Source organism: Rhizobium sp. 18065, assembly GCF_902706095.1.
In the GTDB taxonomy this organism is placed as follows: Bacteria; Pseudomonadota; Alphaproteobacteria; order Rhizobiales; family Rhizobiaceae; genus Allorhizobium.
The window spans coordinates 126,671-144,997 of record NZ_CACSJP010000012.1 but is presented as its reverse complement, the minus strand read 5'-3'; the positions used below and the strand labels follow the sequence as shown (position 1 = coordinate 144,997).

Sequence of the window (18,327 nt, the reverse complement as noted above, 5' to 3'; positions counted from 1 at the left end):
CGGCAACCAATCAGCGTCTCAGCCAATTTCCTTAGATTTCTCTAGAACGAAGGTCGTCGTCGCCAGCAGCGCCGCCGCCCTCGTCAGTGAGCGGGGTTATAGATTTCACACCTCAAACAGTCAACAGCCTCTGTCGCAAAAACTTCAGAAAAGACGCAAATGATTGAATTATAAATGTGAATAGGATTTGCTAATGTTGAGGAGCGCTTCAGCTAGCCGAAAGTCATGCTGTTTTCGCAATTCTGGCCACCGAGCAAGGCTCAAACGACCATCGGCCTCGGCGCCCGCTTGCACGAACCGTGCCTCTTGCTAGTGTCACGCACAACAACAGGAGACATGACCATGCTTTTTCTCGACCGGACCGCAACCGCTGACGCCTTGAACTGGGAGCGGCTGATCGAGGCCATCGCCGGATTGTTTGCCGGTGGCTGCGTGATGCCGGTCCGCCACCATCACGGCGTCGCGGTGCCCGGCGAGGCCGAGGCGACGCTGCTATTGATGCCCGCCTGGGTTCCCGGCTCCTATATAGGAGTAAAGCTGGTGTCGGTGTTTCCCGACAATTCCCGGCGCAGCCTGCCGGCCATTCATGGCAGCTATCTGCTGTCGTCCGGCAAGACCGGTGAAATGCTGGCGGTCATCGATGGTGGCGAGCTGACTGCACGACGGACAGCCGCCACCTCGGCGCTTGCAGCACGTCATCTTGCACGCACCGACGCGTCCGTGCTGCTGGTCACCGGCACTGGTCGGCTGTCGCTGAACCTGATCGAGGCACATAGCAAGGTGCGTCCGATCGCTCGTGTCATCGTATGGGGCCGTGATCTGTCGAAGGCTGAGGCGATTGCCGCGGAGGCGCGTGCGCTTGGCCATCCGGCAGAGGCGGTCGCAGACCTGGAGCCGGCGGCGCGGATCGCCGACATCATTTCCTGCGCGACGCTATCGCATCAACCCTTGATCCTCGGCGCGTGGCTGAAACCCGGCGCGCATCTCGATCTGGTCGGTGCCTTCAAGCGCGACATGCGGGAAAGCGATGACGAAGCCGTGCGGCGCGCAACGCTGTTCGTCGATACGCGCGACGGCGCGTTCGGCGAGGCCGGCGACATCCTTCAGCCGCTCGAGGCGGGCATCATCACACGCGAGGACATCCGCGCCGAACTTGCCGAACTGGTAACGGGTCGCCATGCGGGACGGCGGTCAGACGACGAGATCACCCTTTTCAAGTCGGTCGGTGCGGCGCTCGAGGACCTGGCCGGCGCGATCCTCGCCTACGAGACCGCAACGGATACACCTGCGGCATGACGCCTGCCCTATCTGCCGGGTCTGCCCTGCCCAAGCTTCCGATCAGCGACCAGTTGCCGGCTATTGCCGACGCCCTGCAGACCGGCAACCGTCTGGTGCTTTCGGCTCCGCCCGGCGCCGGCAAGACCACGCTGGTACCGCTTCATCTGCTCGGTGAAAGCTGGCGGGCGGATGGGCGGATCATCGTGCTGGAGCCGCGGCGGCTGGCGGCGCGGGCGGCGGCGTCCCGTATGGCGCACCTGCTCGGCGAGAGTGTCGGCGAAACGGTCGGCTACCGGATGCGGCTGGACAACCGGATCTCCGGACGGACGCGGATCGAAGTGGTGACCGAGGGGGTCTTTGTTCGCATGGTTCTGGAGGATCCGGAACTGACGGGCATTGCCGCCGTTTTGTTCGATGAGTTCCATGAACGGTCACTGGACGCCGATTTCGGCCTGGCGCTTGCTGTCGATGTGCAATCGGCTTTGAGGCCAGACCTGAAGCTTGTGGTGATGTCGGCAACGCTGGATGTCGACCGCATCGCAGCCCTGCTCGACAATCCCCCCGTCGTCAAAAGCGAGGGCCGCAGCTTCCCGGTCGAAACCAGCTACCGCGACCGGTCCGGCACGGAACGGATCGAAGACGCGATGACCTCGGCAATCCTGGAGGCCCATGCGAAAGAGCAGGGCTCGATCCTTGCCTTTCTTCCCGGCCAGGCCGAAATCCGCCGCGTGTCGCAGCGGCTCGAGGACAAGCTGCCGCCGGCAAGTCATGTCACCCCGCTTTACGGCAATCTTTCCCAGGCAGAACAGGATGCGGCGATCCGGCCGGCGCCTGCCGGTCAACGCAAGATCGTGCTGGCGACCTCGATTGCCGAAACCTCCATCACCATAGATGGTGTGCGCGTGGTCATCGACAGCGGCCTGCAGCGCCTGCCGGTGTTCGAGCCGGCGACGGGAATTACGCGGCTGGAGACGGTGCGGGTGTCACGGGCATCGGCAGACCAGAGGGCTGGACGCGCCGGGCGAACGGAGCCGGGCCTTGCCATCCGGCTCTGGCATCAGGGGCAGACGGCCGCCCTTCCCGCCTTCACGCCGCCGGAGATCCTGGCGACCGATCTGTCCGGCCTGGTGCTCGACATGGCCCATTGGGGCGTGACGGATCCGGCGCAACTGGCCCTGCTCGACATGCCGCCCGCTGCAACGCTGAAAGAGGCACGTGCGCTGCTGCAGGCATTGGGTGCGCTGGATGCGCAAGGCCAGTTGACAGCGCGTGGGCGAAAAATGCGGGATTTCGGCCTGCCGGTGCGACTGGCAGCCATGGTTCTTGCAGCGGCAGACGAAAACCTTGCGCGACCGGCCGCAGACCTTGCGGTGCTGTTGACCGAGCAAGGCCTTGGCGGCCCGGATCTTGATCTCGACGAAAGATTGCGGCGCTTTCGCCGCGAGAGCGGCCACAGGGCGGTGTCTGCACGCAGGCTCGCGGAGCGGCTTGCCGAGGAGGCGGGCGGCAACAAAGCCGCGACCGATACAGCGGCCGGTGCTCTGCTGCTGCATGCCTATCCCGACCGGATCGCCAAGCGGCGCGGCGGGCGCGGGCGTTTTGTCATGGCGAACGGACGCGGTGCCGAGATTGCCGAGACGGAACGACTGGCCGGCGCAGACATGCTGGTCATCGCCGACCTGACCGGTAAGGCAGCGCAGGGGCGCGTGCTGGCGGCCGCGGAAATAACGCGCGGCATGATCGAGGACAGTCTGCCCGAGGCCATTGCGACATCGGAAGAAAGCGGCTTTGACGCAACAAGCCGGCAGGTGCGCGCGCGCCGGGTCACCCGGATCGGGGCCATAGTGCTGGAAGAGTCGCCGCTTGCAAAACCGAAGGGAGAGCAGGCGGCCCGCGCACTTGCCGAAGGCGTCAAGCTGCTTGGAGTGCCGGCGCTTGCCTTTTCCAGATCGGGCGAGCAGCTTCGACAGCGGCTGGGCTTCCTGCATCGAAGCCTGGGAGAACCATGGCCGGATATCGGCGACGACGCGCTGCTCGACGCGCTGGAAATCTGGTTCGTGCCCTTCCAGTCGGGCGTCACGAGCCTCGAGCAGGTAAGCGCAGGCAGTCTGCAAGACGGCTTGATGTCGCTGATGCCGCACGGGCTCGGCCGCGACCTCGACCGCCTGGCGCCGACGCATTTCACCGCGCCGACTGGGCACGCGCATCCGATCCGCTATGACGGCACGGAGCCGGTCCTGGCGATCCGCGTGCAGGAACTCTATGGCATGAAGAGCCATCCGGCGATTGCCGGCGGCAAATTGCCGCTGGTTCTCGAGTTGACCTCGCCGGCACATCGGCCCATCCAGACGACACGCGATCTGCCCGGTTTCTGGGCCGGTTCCTGGAAGGATGTGCGCAGCGAGATGCGCGGTCGCTACCCACGCCATCCCTGGCCGGAAAACCCGGCAGAAGCGGATCCGACCACACGGGTGAAGCCGCGCGGAACCTGAAGCATCAGACGAAAGGCGAGACTGAATGAGCATGGAGCTTTCGGCCAAGTTCGGCCCCTCGAGCCGCAGGTTGCGACTTGAGACACTGGTGCGATTGCGCTGGGTGGCGGTGGCCGGCCAGGCGCTGACCGTCATGGTTGTTGCCTTCTGGTTCGACTTTCCGCTACCACTGGCCACCTGCCTTGGCCTGATCGGCGCACTGGCCGCCGCCAATGCGCTTTTATCTTTTGCATTCCCTTCGACTTACCGACTGGAACCGGCGGCCGCGCTTGCGGTTCTGGCGCTCGATCTTTTCCAGATGGGCGCCCTGCTGTTCATCACCGGGGGCCTGAACAACCCGTTCGCCCCCCTGATCTGTGTTCCGGTCATCATCTCGTTTGCATCGCAGCCACGTCGCCATTCGACAGCGCTGCTGATCACGGCCGTCGGGTTCATCACGCTGCTGGCCTTCACGCCTTATCCCCTGCCGTGGTTCGAAGGCCGGCATCTGGATGTTCATCCGCTGATGCAGGTCGGCATGTGGTGCTCGATTGTGTCGATGATGGCCTTTGCCGCCTTCTATGCCTACCGTGTCTCGCAGGAGGCCACGCTGCTGGCCGATGCATTGACCGCAACAGAACTCATTCTGCAGCGCGAGCAACATCTCCATCAGCTGGATGGTCTGGCGGCGGCCGCTGCCCATGAACTTGGAACACCGCTTGCGACGATCAGCGTGGTGGCCAAGGAAATGGAGCGCGAACTGGGCGAGGATGATCGCTTCCGCGAAGACGTTCAACTGCTGCGTAGCCAAAGCGAGCGATGCCGCGATATTCTCAGGCGATTGACCAGCCTGCCCTCCGAGGGTGAGGCGCATATGCGGGTACTGCCGCTGTCCTCGATGATCGAGGAGGTTCTGGCGCCGCACCGCGAATTCGGCATCAAGGTGGAACTGATCGAGCTATCCGATCGGGCGACGGAACCGGTTGGTACGCGCAATGCGGCCATCCTGTACGGGCTTGGCAATCTGTTGGAGAATGCGATCGACTATGCGCGATCCAAGGTCATTGTCAGCGTTGAGCACACATCAAGCCATGTCACCGTGACGATCGAGGATGACGGCGCTGGATTTTCTGCCGGAGTCTTGCAAAGAATTGGCGAGCCCTATGTTACAAGCAGACAGGGCGATGCACGTGCCGGCGGCTTGGGCCTCGGGCTTTTCATCGCCAAGACGCTGCTGGAACGATCCGGCGCAGGCCTTCGTTTCGAAAATGGCGCATCCGAGCATCCCGGTGCCCGCGTCATAGTGTCATGGCCACGGGAATTCATGGAGGCAAACACGCCCTTATGACTTTACCGGTCAGCCTTTCGTGCCCATAAGCTCAGCCAGGACGAGAATATCAGTCTCGGGATATAGATCATGACAGATGTTGCACCATCCATTGCGAAAGCAAACCCTTCCACCTCGCCAGCCGGCGTCGATCTCGGAGCAGATCCGTCGCTGCTGATCGTCGATGACGACGCGCCATTCTTGCGTCGCCTTGCAAGGGCAATGGAAAGTCGCGGCTTTGTCGTCGATCTCGCCGGCTCTGTTGCCGAGGGCATCGCCAAGGCGAAGTCGGCACCGCCAAGCTACGCGGTTGTCGATCTCAGGCTCGGTGACGGCAACGGTCTCGATGTCATCGAAGCCATTCGCGAACGGCGAATGGACACGCGGATCATCGTGCTGACCGGATACGGCAATATTGCCACCGCGGTGACAGCGGTCAAGCTCGGCGCGCTCGACTATCTGTCAAAGCCGGCAGATGCCGACGACATCTTCCTGGCGCTCACACAGAGACCGGGTGAAAAGGCCGAAATTCCGGAAAATCCGATGTCGGCGGACCGCGTGCGCTGGGAGCATATCCAGCGGGTCTACGAGAGCTGCGAGCGCAACGTGTCGGAGACGGCCCGGCGGCTCAACATGCATCGCCGCACACTCCAGCGCATCCTTGCCAAGCGAGCGCCGAAGTAAATCAGTCGCGAGGGGTGCGGGCCGCCCACTCCGCCATCATCAAGCGCTGGGCCGCCGCACGGGAGAAATCCAGTGTGACGGCCTTTCTCGTTGCCGGAGCCAAACGATGTTCCGGCGCCTCGCGCACGACATGGCCCGCATATCCATCAGATAGCAGCAGTCCACAATCCTCGGGGAAAATATCGAGGGGAACGGCGGCATGCGTCGCAAAGAACAGGCGATCGCAGTAGCGGCGGTAATCGGGCCATTTGCGGTCCACCCGAAAATCCTCGATGGAGGACTTGATCTCGACAATCCAGATCTCTCCACGTTCGGACAGCGCGATCAGATCGGCGCGACGGCCATTGGCAAGTGCCAGCTCCGGCAAGACTGCAAACCGCATATCCGTCAGCAAAAGCTGGACCCCGCGCCGAACCATTAACGCACGGTCCGACTGGCGGCCATCGATTAGCGGATTATTAACGGCGATCGAAACTAAGGTCATGGATATGTCCGTCCCTGCGGCCCACAGATGTTGCATAAAAACCATGCCGCGTCATTTTGCAGTGCCGAAGACGCCCGGCTGACATACTGCGCTTGCGTCACCGAGATTAATCAAAAATAAACCATAATCAAAGATGGTCGAGACAACCATCTCCCCGCCCAAACCATGAGCTCCCCCATGCGCTTCCGCAATTTACTGACCTTGCTCGGCCTCGTTGCATCCGTAGGCCTTGCCGGCTGTACCACCACATCCGAAGGATCCAAGGAGGTTGCCGAAACCACCAGGGTCGAGATCTTCAGCGATTCCTATGGCAAAGTTACCGATGCTGGTTTCGCACTGCCAGCGATCCCGATCGAAAAGGTGAACAAGAAGTTCCACCGCCAGATCGTCGATTACTCGACCACGGAAAAGCCGGGCACCGTCGTCGTCAACACACGCGAGCGGTTCCTCTACTACGTTCTGCCGCGCGGCAAGGCCGTTCGCTACGGTATCGGCGTCGGCAAGCAGGGCTTTGCTTGGGAGGGTGAAGCCTATATCGCATGGAAGCAGGCATGGCCGACCTGGCATCCGCCAAAGGAAATGGCGGCACGCAAGCCGGACGTGGCCCAGTATGTCGAAAAAGGCATGGACCCGGGCCTGCGCAACCCGCTCGGCGCGCGTGCGATGTATCTGTTCAACGAGAAGGGTCAGGACACGCTGTTCCGTCTGCACGGCACGCCGGAATGGGCTTCGATCGGTACCGCCGCTTCGTCAGGCTGCATACGCCTGATGAACCAGGACGTGATGGACCTTTACAATCGCGTTACGCCGGGCAAGAGCGCCAAGGTCGTCGTCCAGCAATAGGACGCCAAAGTTTTGACAACGAGAAAAGCCGCCAGATCGCTCTGGCGGCTTTTCTTTTTGGCGTTTCAGTGCCGAAATTATCGGCTGGTTTTGGCTTTCAACTCCAGGCGACGGCGATGCAGGACCGGCTCGGTGTAGCCATTCGGCTGTTGCCGTCCCTTCAGGACCAGATCGAGGGCTGCCTGGAAGGCGATCGAGGCATCGTAGTTGCCGGCCATCGGTGTGTAGGCCTGATCGCTCGCATTCTGGCTATCGACCACGACGGCCATGCGTTTCAGCGTTTCGACGACGTGCGCCTCGGTGATGACGCCATGATGCAGCCAGTTTGCCATGTGCTGGGCAGAGATACGCAAGGTTGCGCGGTCTTCCATCAAGCCGATATTGTTGATGTCCGGCACCTTCGAGCAGCCGACACCCTGGTCAATCCAGCGAACAACATAGCCAAGGATGCCCTGGGCATTGTTGTCCAGCTCACGCTGGATCTCGTCCGGCGTCCAGTTCGGCCGGGTTGCGACCGGTACCGAGAGAATATCGGCGAGCTTGGCGCGGGAGCGGGTCTTCAGCCCCTTCTGCACCTGCGCCACATCGACACTGTGGTAGTGGGTTGCGTGAAGGGTAGCGGCCGTCGGAGACGGAACCCAGGCGGTATTGGCGCCAGCCTTCGGATGGGCGATCTTCTGCTCAAGCATCGCAGCCATCAGGTCGGGCATGGCCCACATGCCCTTGCCGATCTGGGCATGGCCGGACAGGCCACATTCGAGACCGATATCGACATTCCAGTTCTCGTAGGCCGAGATCCAGGCTGCCTGCTTCATGTCGCCCTTACGAATCATCGGGCCGGCTTCCATCGAGGTGTGGATTTCGTCGCCGGTACGGTCCAGGAATCCCGTGTTGATAAAGACAACGCGGTCCCTGGCGGCGCGGATGCACTCCTTGAGATTGACCGTGGTGCGACGCTCCTCGTCCATGATGCCCATCTTGATGGTATTTGGCGCCATCCCGATCAAGGTTTCGACGCGCGAGAAGATCTCGCAGGCGAAAGCAACTTCCTCGGGGCCGTGCATCTTCGGCTTGACGACATACATCGAGCCCGAGCGGGAATTCTTCCGGCGACCCGAAGGCCCGACGTCATGCAGGGCGATCAATGCGGTCAGGGCCGCATCCATGATGCCTTCCGGCACCTCATTGCCATCCCTGTCCCGGATGGCTGGATTGGTCATCAGGTGGCCAACATTGCGAACCAGCATCAGCGAGCGTCCGGGCAGCGTGGCGAGTCGGCCGTCCGGCGCCATGTACTCGACATCCGGATTGAGGGCACGGAGAAAACTCTTGTTCCCTTTGGCGACTTCCTCCGTCAGATCGCCTTTCATCAGGCCAAGCCAATTGGCATAGACCGCCACCTTGTCATCCGCATCGACGGCAGCGACCGAATCCTCGCAGTCCATAATGGTGGTTATAGCTGACTCGAGGCGAATATCGTTGATCCGCGCGGCATCGGTCTCGCCGATGATGCCGGAGCCATCGATCAGGATGTCGACATGCAGGCCATTCTTGCCGAGCAAGATCGCTTTCGGCGAATCAGGTGCGCCCCGGTAGCCGGAAAACTGTGCCGGATCGGACAGGCCTGTCATGCCACCGTCGATCAGACGCACGGACAGCGCTTCGTTTTCAACTGTCAGAGCCGCCACGGAAGACCAGTCTCCCGCCGCGAGCGGAGCGGAGCGATTCAGAAAAGCCCGTGCCCAGGCAATGACCTTGGCGCCACGGGCCGGGTTGTAGCCCTTGCCCTTCTCTGCACCATCAGTCTCGGAAATGACGTCTGTGCCGTAGAGGGCATCATAAAGGGAACCCCAGCGGGCATTGGCAGCGTTCAGCGCGTAGCGGGCATTCATCACCGGAACGACGAGCTGAGGTCCGGCAATCGATGCAATTTCCGCATCGACATTGCCGGTTGCGATCTGAAATGCATCGCCCTCCGGCAACAGATAGCCGATCTCGCGGAGGAAAGCCTCATAGGCTGCCAAGTCGCTCGGCGCTCCGTGTTGGCGATACCAGGCGTCTATCTTTTCCTGCAATTCATCACGACGCGCCAGCAATGCACGGTTCTTCGGAGCAAGATCGTGAACAATCGCGGAAAGCCCGGACAGGAAGTGGTCGGGGTCAACGCCGGTCCCTGGAACGGCACTGCGGACGATGAAGTCATGCAATCTGCTGTCGATCGACAGGCCGTGGCTCTCAACAAACGTCATGGGCAATTCTCCTCGCAATGCGGCACACTCTTGGCGCTAGCATCATCCGAATGCATTTATAGTCAATCATGCATAAATTAGAAATATTCTTTCCAAAAACGAAACTATCAGTGTCTGGCCATTCTCGGACGGCCACTGGCGGTGGCAAAGATACGCGCTTCCACCAGCTTGCGGCGGCCTTCGATCTCCGGCGCATCGACCTCTTCGCGCCAGGTCAGGATCGCATCGGCGGCGCCACTTGCCTCGGCATGCGCCAATGCGATGGTCGAGGCTCGGTCGCGTGCCGCCGCAAACGCTTTGTCTTCATCGACGAAACGCAGGCTATCGCCGGCGCCAGAGAGAATAAAGAGGCCCTCTTCCGGCGATGTGATGAACACCGTTGTCGTGCTGCGGACCTGGCCGACCACGGCGCCGACAGCATTGGCAACATCGGCATCGGGCGGGACGGCACATTCGGCCGAGAGAAGATCGGCGATAGCCGGATAATAGACGGCAGCCGAAGCGCCGAGGCCGACCAACGGTCTGTCGAGAGACAAGGCAAAACGAGCGATGCCGGGCTCCCGGTTGAGCGCGCGATCGATCAGCACCGAGCGCACCGGGTCGACATCAGGAATGCCATCTTCGGCAAAACAGGAAGCCAGGATAACCTCGGCGGACTGGCGTGTCAGGCGATCGACGATGCGCTCAGCCAGCGCCTCGGGCGACGCTGCAATCGGCTGGCCTGCTCCATTTTTGTGGCGAATGGCGAGTTTCAAGCCGAGTTCTGCGGCATACCTGTTCCATTGTCCCTGGCGACCCAGCAGATGCATCGCATCCGACGGAGTCAGGCCGATAACATGAACGAGGCCGCGCGCGACGAGACGATCCAGCGTCGCTTTCTGCTGGGTGAAGGAAATCAACTGATCGAGGGGCACAGGCGTGGCGCCGATCTTGGCGAACAGTGCCGCCTCCTGTGGCTGAAGCCCGGCCGCAAGGTGATCGGGAATACCGGTGCGCACGGCAAAACGTCCGTCATGCCGGCCAAGATGGGTCGCCCGAACCTGGCGATCCAGAACATCGAGAATCGCCCCGCCATGCAAGGCGGCGGCGAGGCTAAGTGGCACCAGCCGGCGAGGCCCAAGATCGATACGGGCTGCAAGGCCGCGGTCATCAAAGCGAACCTCCGAATCACCGCCAAGACCAAAAGTGCGCATGGCAACTGCCTCGACCATGGTGCGGAAGTTGCCAACCACCGCGCCATCCTGATCAAGCCGCGGGCGACCGCCTTCCATGATTGCCACGTCCGTGGTGGTTCCGCCAATGTCGGAGACAACGGCGTTGTCCAGGCCGGTCAGGTGACGGGCGCCAACCAGGCTTGCCGCGGGTCCCGACAGGATCGTCTCGATCGGGCGCAGTCTTGCTTCTGCCGCGGAAATCAAGGCACCATCGCCTCGTACCACCATCAGTGGGGCGTCAATCCCGCGCTGCTTCAGATAGTTTTCGGCCGAGCCAACCAGCCGGTCGATCATCGAAACCAGGCGTGCATTGAGCAAGGTGGTCAACGCGCGGCGCGGACCGCCCAACTTGGACGACAATTCATGGCTGCAGGTAACAGGCAGACCACACTGGGCGCGGATCACGTCGCGCACCTTCAGTTCATGGGCCGGATTGCGAACTGCGAAATATCCGGCGACGGCAAAGGACGAAACATGCGGTGATAACGCCGGCAAGGCAGACTCAAGAGCCTCGAGATCAAGTGGAGCCTCGTTGCCATGCACATCATGACCGCCAGCGATGAAAAGCACCGGATCAGAGCCCAGAGCATCGGCCAGGCCATCGCGCTTGAGGTCTTCAGGCCCGAACCCGATCATGACCAACCCGGACCGCCCGCCCTGCCCTTCGACCAACGCGTTGGTCGCAAGCGTGGTGGAGAGCGAGACAAGCCCGATTTCCTCCGGCGCTATGCCGGAAGCCGCCAAAACGTTCTCGAGAGCGCCGGCAATCCCGATCGACAGATCGTGCCGCGTCGTCAGGGCCTTGGCCTTGGCGAGGATACCCGCCGTTTCGCTGTAGATCACCGCATCGGTATAGGTTCCGCCGGTATCGATGCCGAGCATAGTATCTGAGGTCACGCAGGTCGCCTTGTCTTCCGGTCACTGCTCCGGGGAGCCGCAACCGTTATGGCATAGTCGCTTCCGTTTGCACCAGCGGACCTGCGTCAGATGCAGGGTTGTTTCGCGCCTTCCGGCGCGTGATGCGCATCGGTATCCCACCTGCCGGCTGTGTCGTGAGTTTCTGCACCGGCCAGGGATTTGTCTCCGGCGTCACGTCGAAGCGGAAGCGATGCATCAGCACAGCAAGGGCGATGACGGCTTCCTGCAATGCGAACGTGGCCCCGATGCACACGCGAGGACCAGCGCCAAAGGGCAGATACTGGAAACGGCCGATCTTTTCCCGGGCGCCGGGCATGAAGCGCGTCGGATCGAAGACGCGCGGTTTGTCCCAATAGAGTTCGTGCCGATGCAGCGTCCAGGGCATGACGAGCACGGTCGTGCCCTGGGTTATTTCGATCACCTCGCCGCTGGCCGCCGTGTAGCTGTCATCCTCGATTGCATCGCGATTGATCGAAGGCGCCGGTGGATAGAGGCGCATTGCTTCCTCGAAAGCCGCACGCACATGCGGCATCTGTTCCAGCCAATCGACCGGGTCGGCACCACTTGCGATCACCCTGTCGATCTCCACTTCCATCGCGATGCGGACATCGGGACAGTGGGCGACGCAGTAGAATGTCCAGGCCAGTGCGCGTGCCGTGGTCTCGTGCCCGGCGCCGATGAATGTCAGGATGTTATCCTCGATTTCCTCTCCGCTCAGGCCATCCGGGCCTTCGAGGTCCAGCAGCAAGGTCAGGAAATCATTCGGAGCCGTGTTCCGGTCGGCGATCATCAGGGCGCGGCGCTGGTCCATGGTGTTGCGGACAAGCTGTCGGAACTTGCGTAAAACCTTCTGACCGCGGATCCGGGTGAGGCGCGGAACCCATTTCGGCGCCTTCAGCAGATCAAAAGGATCAACGCGGCCCATATTGTGCAGGAGATCCTCGACGTCTTTGGCAAAATCTCCCTGTTCAGAGACAATGCCGTCTGAAAACAGCGTCGCGGACAGGATGTCATAGGTGAGTTCGGTCATGTCGACCGCGATATCGCGCATGACGCCTGCCGGTTCATCCGTCTCGTAGCGGGAGAGGAAATCCTCGCTCTGCTGGCGCATCTGCAGCGCAAAACCGCGCGCGTGGCGGGGTGTGAACACAGGCGCCATGGCCTTGCGCGACCGCTTCCATACGGGGCCTTCCGCGGTCAGCAATCCATCCCGAAGGATTGGACGCAAGACCAGCTGGCGCACCTCGGACATTTCGTAATTGGCTGCATTGTCGACAAGGACATGGCGGATCAGGCCGGGATCATTGGCGATGAGCGTCGTCTGCCCGAAGAAGCGCGTCTCGATCCATGGCCAAGTATAAGACGGCAGGCCCCACAGTTCGAGCGGATTGCGCAGAACAGTTCTGATAATTTCAAGCCGACCGGGAGGAATGGTGCGCGGCAACGGCGCCGGCGGTTCGAAATCTGCGATTTGGGGCCTGGTAGTCATGCCTATGCTCCAACAGGGGCATCATCGCCCCTATGGAGTTAGAGCAGGTCCTCCAACTCGTCCAGTCGATCGTTGACCAACCAGCCGTAATAGTTCTCTTCCGGCCAATTGGTCGCACCACCGGCATTGCGCGAACGCAGCGCGCGGGCACGTTGCTGCGAATTGCCGATATTGAACAGTGTCGCCGTTACGCCGGGGTTCTGCGAGATATCGACATTGGCAATGCTGCGATAGTCATCAATGGACTTGCGGATGACAGCCGCCATGAAGGCGAGCGAGATGTCGGGATCCATGATCGCCTTGTAAACACCGACCGCGTCCTTTTCGTCGAGCTTGGCATAGCCCGATTTCTGATGGACGAGATCCGACAGCATGAGCGCGGTCAACGGATTGATCTGGCCAAGGCCGAATGTCTGGCCAGCATAGAAAGGCTGGAAGAAGACAGCGCTGAACCGATTGTTGGGATAGGCGGTGCCGCCGACCGTCTTGCCGCGAAACCGGTCCTGCCAGACATCTTCGCGGCAGGTCCACAGGCGGTAGGAATCGTCCAGCGCGGCGCATTCGGCAAATTCCGGCCGCTGGACGAAATCGGAAATGTCCTCATTCTTGTAGGCAAACCGGAAGCTGTTGCCGGCATAGGACGCCGCTTTCACATAGTAGCTTTGCAGGCTGTCATAGGCGTCGACGTTATAGGTGTGTTCGCCAACAATCGCACCGACCATGTGGATCGGCGCGATGCCATAAGCCGCAGCCGTCTTCTTGATCTTGCCCACCAAGGCATCATCATCGCGCAGCAGATCGCGAACCTTTTCGAATTTCAGATCAAAGCTGGTCTTGCCGGCCTTGGTGCGGCGGACAGATGCGCCCGGAATCGGCGGCTGCTCGATATTTCGATTGCCCGCCGGCACCGCCTGCGCAGCGTTCGACACCGAAGCCAGCGACCCCGCCAAAGCGACAGTGAGAAGAAAAGTCCGGATGAAAGGTAGCACGCTTCGCCGTCCTCAGACTGAGCCGCAATTTAAATCCCCGTCACCACAATGGGCGGGCCGCAGATCCACTGATCCACTCCTTACATAAGCACAGCCTGCATTGTCGACCTTCGGCGCTCTCACTTTCCCGATACTGCGGGAGGGAAAGAGCGCCATAGGTGCACAAAGATCACAGGATATAGCGGCTGAGGTCCGTATCGGCGGCCAAGTCGCCCACGTGCTTCTGCACATAATCTGAATCGATCATCACTACTGCGCCGCCGCGATCCGGTGCGTTGAACGAAATATCGTCCAGAACACGCTCCATCACGGTCTGCAGTCGCCGCGCACCGATATTCTCGACCGTGGTGTTCAGTTTGACTGCGACATCGGCCAGAGCGTCGATTGCATCCTCGGTGAAATCGAGATTGAGCTCCTCCGTCGCCATCAGCGCCTTGTATTGGCGGATCAGGCTTGCCTCGGTCTCCGTCAGAATCCGGCGGAAGTCTTCCTTGGTCAACGGCTTCAGCTCGACCCGGATCGGCAGACGGCCCTGCAGTTCCGGCAGAAGGTCTGACGGCTTGGAAACATGGAAGGCGCCTGATGCAATGAAGAGGATGTGATCCGTCTTGACCGGACCGTATTTGGTCGAAACCGTGGTGCCCTCGACCAGCGGCAGCAGGTCGCGCTGCACGCCTTCGCGCGACACGCCCGCACCCACGCCGCCTTCGCGGGCGGCGATCTTGTCGATCTCGTCGAGAAACACGATGCCATCGTTCTCGACCGAGCGCACAGCCTCGCGCTGGATCACTTCATTGTCGATCAGCTTGTCGGATTCGTCACGGATCAGGTCTGTGTAGGACGACTTGACCGTAGTCCGTACCTTCTTCGTCCGGTTGCCCATGGCCTTGCCGAACATTTCCGAAATGTTGAGGATGCCGACATTGGCACCGGGCATGCCCGGTATTTCGAAACCGCCCGGCATGCCGGATCCTGCGTCGGCCACTTCGATATCGATTTCCTTGTCGTCCAGCTCGCCGTTGCGCAGCTTCTTGCGGAAGCTGTCTCGGGTTGCCGGTGACGATGTAGACCCGACCAGCGCGTCCAGTACCCGCTCTTCGGCAAGTGCATGCGCCTTCGCCTCGACTTCGTTGCGCTTCTTGTCGCGGACCAGCGTTATCCCGATCTCGACCAGATCGCGGATGATCTGCTCGACATCGCGGCCAACATAGCCGACTTCGGTGAACTTGGTCGCCTCGACCTTGATGAAAGGCGCGCCGGCAAGTTTGGCCAGACGACGGGAAATCTCGGTCTTGCCGACACCGGTCGGCCCGATCATCAGGATGTTCTTCGGCATGACCTCATCGCGCAGATCCTCGGAAAGCTGCTGGCGGCGCCAGCGATTGCGCAACGCGATCGCCACGGCGCGCTTGGCATCGTGCTGGCCGATGATATGGCGATCGAGCTCGGAAACGATCTCGCGCGGAGAAAAATTGCTCATGTGGTTTTACTCCTGGCAGTCGCAAAAGATGCTCGACTGCTTGAACATGGTTTCATGGACCGGACAGGCAGGTTCAAGCGACGTCCAGGGTCTCGATAATGACGCTGTCATTGGTGTAGACGCAGATTTCGCCGGCAATCTGCATGGCGCGGCGGGCAATCTCCTCGGCGGAGCGATCGCTGTCCATCAAGGCTTGAGCTGCGGCATAGGCAAAATTGCCGCCCGAGCCGATGGCCATCGTACCATGTTCCGGCTCCAGCACATCGCCATTGCCAGTGATGGCCAGCGTGATCGTCTTGTCGGCAACCAGCATCATGGCCTCGAGGTTGCGCAGATATTTGTCGGTGCGCCAATCCTTGGCGAGCTCGACGGCCGCGCGCATCAGCTGACCTGGATACTGCTCCAGCTTCTTTTCCAGACGGTCGAGCAGGGTGAAGGCGTCGGCCGTCGCGCCCGCAAAACCGGCGATAACTTCGCCACCCTTGCCGATGCGGCGGACCTTGCGAGCATTGCCCTTCATCACGGTCTGCCCGAGACTCACCTGGCCATCGCCGGCCATCACGACCTTGTCGCCCTTGCGAACTGTAATAATCGTTGTCATCAAACACCTATATGCCCGAACATCGGGCCTTGTTTGCTTCGGCCAGCGGCCGTTTGTCGGAACCTATGTAAGTTGCCTTTTGGCGATTGCAATCATGGCGGACGGCCCGCTGCCGACGCCTTGCGGCAAGGCAATGTAACTTCTGGATATTTGCCTCACCTGCTGATATGGAACGGCGATTATTCCCATGGAGCAGCCCGATGGCAGAGCGCAAAGGCGAGATTTCGCGCAAGACCAATGAGACCTCGGTGTCCGTTTCCGTCGATATCGACGGCACCGGCACCGGCAAGATCTCGACCGGTGTGGGCTTCTTCGACCATATGCTGGACCAGCTCTGCCGCCATTCCCTGATCGACATGCATATCGATGTGAAGGGTGACCTGCATATCGACGATCATCACACCGTCGAAGACACCGGCATTGCGCTGGGCCAGGCGATCTCCAAGGCTCTGGGCGAGCGCAAGGGCATCACGCGCTATTCGTCGATCGACCTTGCGATGGACGAAACCATGACCAAGGCGGCCATCGATGTGTCCGGTCGGCCGTTTCTGGTGTGGAACGTCAATTTCAGCGCACCGAAGATCGGTACGTTCGACACCGAACTGGTGCGCGAATTCTTCCAGGCCCTGGCGCAGAATGCCGGCATTACCCTGCATGTGCTGAACCATTACGGCGCCAACAACCACCATATCGCCGAGACCTGTTTCAAGGCGGTGGCGCGGGCGTTGCGCACGGCCACAGAAATAGACCCGCGCCAGGCGAACCGTATCCCGTCCACCAAGGGTACATTGTGACGGCAGGACGTTTCCGCACAGCGGAAGCGATCTGCACCTTGCTCCGCTGTCGGCCGCGAGCCGAAGCGTCGAGCGGAAAGGATATGACATGCGTGTAGCGATCATCGACTACGGATCTGGCAACCTGCGCTCGGCGACCAAGGCTTTCGAACGCGCGGCGCGCGAAGCCGGCGTTGACGCCACGATCGAACTGACCGACCAGGCGGACCGGGTGGCCTCGGCCGACCGGATCGTATTGCCGGGGGTCGGCGCCTATGCGGATTGCCGCCGGGGCCTCGATGCGGTTCCCGGGATGCATGAGGCAATCGTCGATGTGGTCGAACACAAGGGGCGCCCCTTTTTCGGGGTTTGCGTCGGCATGCAGCTGATGTCCACGCGCGGCCTGGAAAAAACCACCACGCCGGGTTTCGGCTGGATCGAAGGCGACGTCATCGAGATGACACCTGCCGATCCCACGCTCAAGATCCCGCAGATCGGCTGGAACACGCTGACGCTCAGGCACCAGCACCCGCTTTTCGACGGGATCGCCACAGGCCCAAATGGCCTGCATGCCTATTTCGTCCACTCCTATCATCTTGCGGCCACACACGCCTCGGACGTGATTGCGACCACCGACTATGGTGGCGCAATGACGGCCTTTGTCGGCCGGGACAACATGGTCGGCGCGCAATTCCATCCGGAAAAGAGCCAGACGCTTGGTCTCAAGCTGATCGCCAATTTCCTCACCTGGAAGCCCTGACCCTCATTTTCGGATTTCTGTCATGATCCTATTTCCCGCCATCGACCTGAAGGACGGCCAGTGCGTTCGCCTGAAACTCGGCGACATGGACCAGGCCACCGTCTACAATCCGGATCCGGCTGCACAGGCGCGCGACTTCGAAACACAAGGGTTCGAATGGCTGCATGTGGTTGACCTCAACGGCGCCTTTGCCGGAGAAAGTGTCAACGGTGCCGCCGTTGACGCGATCCTGAAAGCTACCAAAAACCCGGTGCAGCTCGGCGGCGGCATCCGCACGCTAGAGCATATCGAGAGCTGGCTATCGCGCGGCCTGTCGCGCGTGATCCTGGGTACGATCGCAGTGCGCGACCCGGCTCTGGTCATCGAGGCCTGCAAGCGCTTCCCCGGCAAGGTTGCCGTCGGTATCGACGCCAAAGGTGGTAAGGTCGCGGTCGAGGGCTGGGCGGAAGCCTCGGAACTCGGTGTGATCGAGCTTGCACAGCGCTTCGAAGGTGCGGGTGTCGCCGCGATCATCTATACCGATATCGACCGCGACGGCATTCTGACAGGGATCAACTGGGCCTCGACGCTGGAACTGGCCGACGCTGTCTCCATACCGGTCATCGCATCGGGAGGCCTCGCCTCGATCGACGATATTCACCGCATGCTGCAGCCTGATGCAAAAAAGCTCGAGGGTGCCATATCCGGCCGCGCGCTTTATGATGGCCGCATTGACCCTGCGGAAGCACTCGCGCTGATCAAGGCCGCCAGAGGTTAAAGGACATACC

At 61.2% G+C, this 18,327-nt stretch carries 15 protein-coding genes; 8 read left to right on the top strand and 7 right to left on the bottom strand.

Annotated features, from left to right (window positions below; translation table 11 throughout):
* Positions 1-342 precede the first annotated feature (342 nt).
* The 4 genes from GVK95_RS22155 to GVK95_RS22140 all read left to right on the top strand — a co-directional run bounded on the left by GVK95_RS22155 (position 343) and on the right by GVK95_RS22140 (position 5,760).
* Positions 343-1,296, top strand: coding sequence for an ornithine cyclodeaminase family protein (locus GVK95_RS22155; protein ID WP_159952851.1), 954 nt, complete (start codon positions 343-345; stop codon positions 1,294-1,296).
* The gene (hrpB, locus tag GVK95_RS22150; RefSeq protein WP_159952850.1) at positions 1,293-3,770 is read left to right on the top strand and encodes an ATP-dependent helicase HrpB; all 2,478 of its coding nucleotides are present in this window, start codon (positions 1,293-1,295) and stop codon (positions 3,768-3,770) included. Before GVK95_RS22155 ends, hrpB begins: the two co-directional genes overlap by 4 nt.
* Positions 3,771-3,795: 25 nt before the next feature.
* A complete protein-coding gene (locus tag GVK95_RS22145; protein ID WP_159952849.1) occupies positions 3,796-5,097 on the top strand; it encodes an ActS/PrrB/RegB family redox-sensitive histidine kinase in 1,302 nt (433 codons plus the stop codon).
* A gap of 69 nt (positions 5,098-5,166) precedes the next feature.
* The gene (locus tag GVK95_RS22140; RefSeq protein ID WP_200844356.1) at positions 5,167-5,760 is read left to right on the top strand and encodes an ActR/PrrA/RegA family redox response regulator transcription factor; all 594 of its coding nucleotides are present in this window, start codon (positions 5,167-5,169) and stop codon (positions 5,758-5,760) included.
* Position 5,761: 1 nt separating this feature from the next.
* On the opposite strand, the gene GVK95_RS22135 is transcribed toward GVK95_RS22140, so the two are convergent.
* Positions 5,762-6,244 carry an MmcB family DNA repair protein gene (locus GVK95_RS22135; RefSeq protein WP_159952860.1) on the bottom strand — a complete coding sequence of 161 codons (483 nt, stop codon included), beginning with the start codon at positions 6,242-6,244 and terminating at the stop codon, positions 5,762-5,764.
* A 177-nt stretch (positions 6,245-6,421) separates the two neighbouring features.
* Between GVK95_RS22135 and GVK95_RS22130 the strand changes: the two genes are divergently transcribed.
* Positions 6,422-7,087, top strand: a complete 666-nt coding sequence (locus GVK95_RS22130; RefSeq protein WP_159952848.1) for a L,D-transpeptidase — start codon at positions 6,422-6,424, stop codon at positions 7,085-7,087.
* A gap of 77 nt (positions 7,088-7,164) precedes the next feature.
* On the opposite strand, the gene GVK95_RS22125 is transcribed toward GVK95_RS22130, so the two are convergent.
* The 6 genes from GVK95_RS22125 to hslV form a co-directional block, all read right to left on the bottom strand.
* Positions 7,165-9,336, bottom strand: a complete 2,172-nt coding sequence (locus tag GVK95_RS22125) for a malate synthase G (RefSeq protein ID WP_159952847.1) — start codon at positions 9,334-9,336, stop codon at positions 7,165-7,167.
* A gap of 107 nt (positions 9,337-9,443) precedes the next feature.
* Positions 9,444-11,447, bottom strand: coding sequence for a hydantoinase/oxoprolinase family protein (locus GVK95_RS22120; protein ID WP_159952846.1), 2,004 nt, complete (start codon positions 11,445-11,447; stop codon positions 9,444-9,446).
* Between the two features lie 46 nt (positions 11,448-11,493).
* A complete protein-coding gene (locus GVK95_RS22115) occupies positions 11,494-12,957 on the bottom strand; it encodes a cytochrome P450 (RefSeq protein ID WP_159952845.1) in 1,464 nt (487 codons plus the stop codon).
* A gap of 38 nt (positions 12,958-12,995) precedes the next feature.
* Positions 12,996-13,934 carry a DUF1402 family protein gene (locus GVK95_RS22110; RefSeq protein ID WP_159952859.1) on the bottom strand — a complete coding sequence of 313 codons (939 nt, stop codon included), beginning with the start codon at positions 13,932-13,934 and terminating at the stop codon, positions 12,996-12,998.
* Positions 13,935-14,115: 181 nt separating this feature from the next.
* A complete protein-coding gene (gene hslU, locus GVK95_RS22105) occupies positions 14,116-15,426 on the bottom strand; it encodes an ATP-dependent protease ATPase subunit HslU (protein WP_159952844.1) in 1,311 nt (436 codons plus the stop codon).
* A gap of 73 nt (positions 15,427-15,499) precedes the next feature.
* The gene (gene hslV, locus GVK95_RS22100) at positions 15,500-16,027 is read right to left on the bottom strand and encodes an ATP-dependent protease subunit HslV (protein ID WP_159952843.1); all 528 of its coding nucleotides are present in this window, start codon (positions 16,025-16,027) and stop codon (positions 15,500-15,502) included.
* A gap of 200 nt (positions 16,028-16,227) precedes the next feature.
* Here hslV and hisB point away from each other — a divergent pair, with 200 nt between their 5' ends.
* From hisB to hisA, 3 genes are all read left to right on the top strand, one after another.
* Complete coding sequence (gene hisB, locus GVK95_RS22095; protein WP_007605741.1) at positions 16,228-16,821, top strand: imidazoleglycerol-phosphate dehydratase HisB; 594 nt, start codon at positions 16,228-16,230, stop codon at positions 16,819-16,821.
* Between the two features lie 88 nt (positions 16,822-16,909).
* Positions 16,910-17,560 (top strand): imidazole glycerol phosphate synthase subunit HisH, encoded by a 651-nt coding sequence (hisH, locus tag GVK95_RS22090; RefSeq protein ID WP_159952842.1) that lies wholly within the window; start codon positions 16,910-16,912, stop codon positions 17,558-17,560.
* Between the two features lie 22 nt (positions 17,561-17,582).
* Positions 17,583-18,317, top strand: a complete 735-nt coding sequence (gene hisA, locus GVK95_RS22085; RefSeq protein WP_159952841.1) for a 1-(5-phosphoribosyl)-5-[(5-phosphoribosylamino)methylideneamino]imidazole-4-carboxamide isomerase — start codon at positions 17,583-17,585, stop codon at positions 18,315-18,317.
* Positions 18,318-18,327: the final 10 nt, after the last annotated feature.

Coding starts and splice junctions, on each gene's coding strand:
- hisA (WP_159952841.1), top strand. CDS start 17,583: ATGATCCTATTTCCCGCCATCGACCTGAAGGACGGCCAGTGCGTTCGC.
- hisB (WP_007605741.1), top strand. CDS start 16,228: ATGGCAGAGCGCAAAGGCGAGATTTCGCGCAAGACCAATGAGACCTCG.
- GVK95_RS22130 (WP_159952848.1), top strand. CDS start 6,422: ATGCGCTTCCGCAATTTACTGACCTTGCTCGGCCTCGTTGCATCCGTA.
- hrpB (WP_159952850.1), top strand. CDS start 1,293: ATGACGCCTGCCCTATCTGCCGGGTCTGCCCTGCCCAAGCTTCCGATC.
- hslU (WP_159952844.1), bottom strand. CDS start 15,426: ATGAGCAATTTTTCTCCGCGCGAGATCGTTTCCGAGCTCGATCGCCAT.
- GVK95_RS22140 (WP_200844356.1), top strand. CDS start 5,167: ATGACAGATGTTGCACCATCCATTGCGAAAGCAAACCCTTCCACCTCG.
- GVK95_RS22145 (WP_159952849.1), top strand. CDS start 3,796: ATGAGCATGGAGCTTTCGGCCAAGTTCGGCCCCTCGAGCCGCAGGTTG.
- GVK95_RS22155 (WP_159952851.1), top strand. CDS start 343: ATGCTTTTTCTCGACCGGACCGCAACCGCTGACGCCTTGAACTGGGAG.
- hslV (WP_159952843.1), bottom strand. CDS start 16,027: ATGACAACGATTATTACAGTTCGCAAGGGCGACAAGGTCGTGATGGCC.
- GVK95_RS22115 (WP_159952845.1), bottom strand. CDS start 12,957: ATGACTACCAGGCCCCAAATCGCAGATTTCGAACCGCCGGCGCCGTTG.
- hisH (WP_159952842.1), top strand. CDS start 16,910: ATGCGTGTAGCGATCATCGACTACGGATCTGGCAACCTGCGCTCGGCG.
- GVK95_RS22125 (WP_159952847.1), bottom strand. CDS start 9,336: ATGACGTTTGTTGAGAGCCACGGCCTGTCGATCGACAGCAGATTGCAT.
- GVK95_RS22135 (WP_159952860.1), bottom strand. CDS start 6,244: ATGACCTTAGTTTCGATCGCCGTTAATAATCCGCTAATCGATGGCCGC.